Genomic DNA, 4435 nt, shown 5'->3' with positions numbered 1-4435 from the left:
CACCTGACCCCATGCCGAACTCAGAAGTGAAACGCCGTAGCGCCGATGGTAGTGTGGGGTCTCCCCATGCGAGAGTAGGGAACTGCCAGGCATCAAATTAAGCAGAAGGCCCAGTCGGAAGACTGGGCCTTTTTGCGTTTCTACAAACACTCCCTGTCGTCATAACTACAAGCCATCCCCCCACAGATACGGTAAACTAGCCTCGTTTTTGCATCAGGAAAGCAGCTATGAACCACTCCTTAAAACCCTGGAACACATTTGGCATTGATCATAATGCTCAGCACATTGTATGTGCCGAAGACGAACAACAACTACTCAATGCCTGGCAGCATGCAACCGCAAAAGGACAATCCGTTCTTATTCTGGGTGAAGGAAGTAATGTACTTTTTCTGGAAGACTATCGCGGTACGGTGATCATCAACCGGATCAAAGGTATCGAAATTCATGATGAACCTGATGCGTGGTATTTACATGTAGGAGCCGGAGAAAACTGGCATCGCCTGGTAAAATACACTTTGCAGGAAGGTATGCCTGGTCTGGAAAATCTGGCATTAATTCCTGGTTGTGTCGGCTCATCACCTATCCAGAATATTGGTGCTTATGGCGTAGAATTACAGCGAGTTTGCGCTTATGTTGACTGTGTTGAACTGGCGACAGGCAAGCAAGTGCGCTTAACTGCCAAAGAGTGCCGTTTTGGCTATCGCGACAGTATTTTTAAACATGAATACCAGGACCGCTTCGCCATTGTAGCCGTAGGTCTGCGTCTGCCAAAAGAGTGGCAACCTGTACTAACGTATGGTGACTTAACTCGTCTGGATCCTACAACCGTAACGCCACAGCAAGTATTTAATGCGGTATGTCATATGCGCACCACCAAACTCCCTGATCCAAAAGTGAATGGCAATGCCGGTAGTTTCTTCAAAAACCCTGTTGTATCTGCCGAAACGGCTAAAGCATTACTGGCACAATTTCCAACAGCACCAAATTATCCCCAGGCGGATGGTTCAGTAAAACTGGCAGCAGGTTGGCTTATCGATCAGTGCCAGCTAAAAGGGATGCAAATGGGTGGGGCTGCGGTGCACCGTCAACAGGCGTTAGTCCTCATTAATGAAGACAATGCAAAAAGCGAAGATGTGGTGCAACTGGCACATCATGTAAGACAAAAAGTGGGTGAAAAATTTAATGTCTGGCTTGAGCCTGAAGTTCGCTTTATTGGTGCATCAGGTGAAGTTAGCGCAGTGGAGACGATTTCATGAAGGATAATACCGTTCCGCTGAAATTAATCGCGCTGTTAGCGAATGGCGAATTTCACTCTGGTGAGCAGTTGGGTGAAACGTTAGGAATGAGCCGGGCGGCTATTAATAAACACATTCAGACACTGCGTGACTGGGGCGTTGATGTCTTTACCGTTCCGGGTAAAGGATACAGCCTGCCTGAGCCTATCCAGTTACTTAATGCTGAACAGATATTGGGTCAGCTGGATGGCGGTAGTGTAACTGTGCTGCCCGTTATTGACTCCACGAATCAGTACCTTCTTGATCGTATCGGAGAGCTTAAATCGGGCGATGCCTGTGTTGCAGAATACCAGCAGGCTGGCCGTGGTCGCCGGGGTCGGAAATGGTTTTCGCCTTTTGGCGCAAACTTATATTTGTCGATGTTCTGGCGTCTGGAACAAGGCCCGGCGGCGGCGATTGGTTTAAGTCTGGTTATCGGTATCGTGATGGCGGAAGTATTACGCAAGCTGGGTGCAGATAAAGTTCGTGTTAAATGGCCTAATGACCTCTATTTGCAGGATCGCAAGCTGGCAGGCATTCTTGTGGAGCTAACTGGCAAAACCGGCGATGCGGCGCAAATAGTCATTGGAGCCGGGATCAACATGGCAATGCGTCGTGTTGAAGAGAGTGTCGTTAATCAAGGGTGGATCACGCTGCAGGAAGCGGGAATCAATCTCGATCGTAATACGTTGGCGGCCATGCTCATACGTGAATTACGCGCGGCGCTGGAACTCTTCGAGCAAGAAGGATTGGCACCTTATCTTTCGCGCTGGGAAAAGCTGGATAATTTTATTAATCGCCCAGTGAAACTTATCATTGGTGATAAAGAAATATTTGGCATTTCACGTGGAATAGACAAACAGGGCGCTTTATTGCTTGAGCAGGATGGAATAATAAAACCCTGGATGGGCGGTGAAATATCCCTGCGTAGTGCGGAAAAATAAGATAGGGGAGCATTAGCTCCCCTGAAAATTATTTGCGTAGTCTGACCTCTTCTACCGCATGATTAGCACTTTTCGTCAGGATTAAACTGGCGCGCTCGCGAGTAGGTAGAATATTTTGCTTTAAGTTCAGCCAGTTGATCTCTTTCCACAACGTCATGGCAGTATTAATCGCTTCTTCTTTAGTTAATTTCGCGTAGTTATGAAAATAGGAATCCGGGTCTGTAAAAGCCCCTTCCCGGAATTTCAGAAAACGGTTGATATACCACGTCTGAAGTAAGTCTTCCGGTGCATCAACATATATCGAAAAATCGACAAAATCAGAAACAAATACATGATGTGGATCGTGTGGATAATCCATTCCGCTCTGTAAGACATTTAACCCTTCAAGAATTAAAATATCAGGCTGAACAACCGTTTTATCTCCATCCGGGATCACATCATAAATAAGATGCGAGTAAACAGGTGCTGTAACGTTTGGCACGCCGGATTTGAGATCGGAAACAAACTTCACCAGGCGATGCATATCATACGATTCCGGGAAGCCTTTCTTCTTCATCAGACCACGTTCTTTCAGTACCTGATTAGGGTGAAGGAAGCCATCAGTCGTGATCAGTTCAACACGACGATGTTCCGGCCAACGGCTTAATAGCGCCTGCAATACACGGGCGGTTGTACTTTTCCCCACCGCGACACTACCAGCAATACTGATAATGTAAGGAATGCGTTGCCCGTTGGTACCAAGAAACTGTTCCAGAACTGCCTGACGGCGCAGATTCGAGCTTATATAGAAGTTCAGCAAACGTGACAGAGGTAAATAGATCTCGGCAACTTCTTCTAACGAGAGATCTTCATTAATACCTTTGAGACGGGCGATCTCATCTTCCGATAACGTCATAGGTACGGAATCACGCAGAGCTGCCCACTGGTTGCGGTCAAACTGTAGGTAAGGCGTCATTAACGTTTGCTCTTTTATACTCATAAGCATGTTTCTGGCGGTCATAGCTCTATCGGCAAAGCGATATTTGCCATGGCGCGTCACAGTTCTGTTGAATGGGTTAATGGGCAGGAGGGTAACACCAGATGGGGAGGAATAATAAGAAAAAATCTCTCCCAGGAAGCTATCGTTGAAAAGCAATGTGACAGATATTCCATCTGATAAAAAGAATTATGGTTTAGCAGGAGCGCATTGTTGAGCACAATGATGTTGAAAAAGTGTGCTAATCTGCCCTCCGTTCGGCTGTTTCTTCATCGTGTCGCATAAAATGTGACCAATAAAACAAATTATGCAATTTTTTAGTTGCATGAACTCGCATGTCTCCATAGAATGCGCGCTACTTGATGCCGACTTAGCTCAGTAGGTAGAGCAACTGACTTGTAATCAGTAGGTCACCAGTTCGATTCCGGTAGTCGGCACCATCAAGTCCGGTGGGGTTCCCGAGCGGCCAAAGGGAGCAGACTGTAAATCTGCCGTCACAGACTTCGAAGGTTCGAATCCTTCCCCCACCACCAATTTCGGCCACGCGATGGCGTAGCCCGAGACGATAAGTTCGCTTACCGGCTCGAATAAAGAGAGCTTCTCTCGATATTCAGTGCAGAATGAAAATCAGGTAGCCGAGTTCCAGGATGCGGGCATCGTATAATGGCTATTACCTCAGCCTTCCAAGCTGATGATGCGGGTTCGATTCCCGCTGCCCGCTCCAAGATGTGCTGATATAGCTCAGTTGGTAGAGCGCACCCTTGGTAAGGGTGAGGTCGGCAGTTCGAATCTGCCTATCAGCACCACTTCTTTTCTCCTCCCTGTTTTTTCCTTCTGTTTATTGCATTCAACAAGTCGGGCATGTTGCCTGGTTGATGTGGTGATATCACCGATTTATCCGTGTCTTAGAGGGACAATCGATGTCTAAAGAAAAGTTTGAACGTACAAAACCGCACGTTAACGTCGGTACTATCGGCCACGTTGACCATGGTAAAACAACGCTGACCGCTGCAATCACTACCGTACTGGCTAAAACCTACGGCGGTGCTGCTCGCGCATTCGACCAGATCGATAACGCGCCGGAAGAAAAAGCTCGTGGTATCACCATCAACACTTCTCACGTTGAATACGACACCCCGACCCGTCACTACGCACACGTAGACTGCCCGGGGCACGCCGACTATGTTAAAAACATGATCACCGGTGCTGCTCAGATGGACGGCGCGATCCTGGTAGTTGCT

General features: G+C 47.6%; 4 protein-coding genes, 4 tRNA genes and 1 rRNA gene. 8 read left to right on the top strand and 1 reads right to left on the bottom strand.

Features of this window, described 5'->3' with window-relative positions:
• The 3 genes from rrf to birA form a co-directional block, all read left to right on the top strand.
• Positions 1 to 91, top strand: a 5S ribosomal RNA gene (rrf, locus tag ACJHWR_RS25005); the annotation flags it as partial.
• A gap of 136 nt (positions 92 to 227) precedes the next feature.
• Positions 228 to 1256, top strand: coding sequence for a UDP-N-acetylmuramate dehydrogenase (gene murB, locus ACJHWR_RS25000; RefSeq protein WP_001016684.1), 1029 nt, complete (start codon positions 228 to 230; stop codon positions 1254 to 1256).
• Positions 1253 to 2218: a bifunctional biotin--[acetyl-CoA-carboxylase] ligase/biotin operon repressor BirA gene (gene birA, locus ACJHWR_RS24995; RefSeq protein ID WP_000654618.1), complete on the top strand. Its 966-nt coding sequence runs from the start codon at positions 1253 to 1255 to the stop codon at positions 2216 to 2218. The genes murB and birA overlap by 4 nt, the downstream gene beginning before the upstream one ends.
• A gap of 28 nt (positions 2219 to 2246) precedes the next feature.
• Here the strand turns inward: birA and coaA are convergent, their stop codons facing one another.
• Positions 2247 to 3197: a type I pantothenate kinase gene (coaA, locus tag ACJHWR_RS24990; protein ID WP_000023085.1), complete on the bottom strand. Its 951-nt coding sequence runs from the start codon at positions 3195 to 3197 to the stop codon at positions 2247 to 2249.
• Positions 3198 to 3558: 361 nt separating this feature from the next.
• Between coaA and ACJHWR_RS24985 the strand changes: the two genes are divergently transcribed.
• The 5 genes from ACJHWR_RS24985 to ACJHWR_RS24965 form a co-directional block, all read left to right on the top strand.
• Positions 3559 to 3634 (top strand) — tRNA-Thr (locus ACJHWR_RS24985).
• A gap of 8 nt (positions 3635 to 3642) precedes the next feature.
• A tRNA-Tyr gene (locus tag ACJHWR_RS24980) sits at positions 3643 to 3727 on the top strand.
• A 116-nt stretch (positions 3728 to 3843) separates the two neighbouring features.
• Positions 3844 to 3918, top strand: a tRNA-Gly gene (locus tag ACJHWR_RS24975).
• Between the two features lie 6 nt (positions 3919 to 3924).
• Positions 3925 to 4000, top strand: a tRNA-Thr gene (locus ACJHWR_RS24970).
• A gap of 114 nt (positions 4001 to 4114) precedes the next feature.
• Positions 4115 to 4435: GTP-binding protein (locus ACJHWR_RS24965; RefSeq protein WP_000031694.1), on the top strand; the 321-nt coding region annotated here is incomplete at its 3' end.

Source organism: Escherichia sp. WS568 (genome assembly GCF_046486085.1).
GTDB lineage: Bacteria > Pseudomonadota > Gammaproteobacteria > Enterobacterales > Enterobacteriaceae > Escherichia > Escherichia coli.
This window is presented reverse-complemented; position numbering and strand designations above follow the sequence as displayed.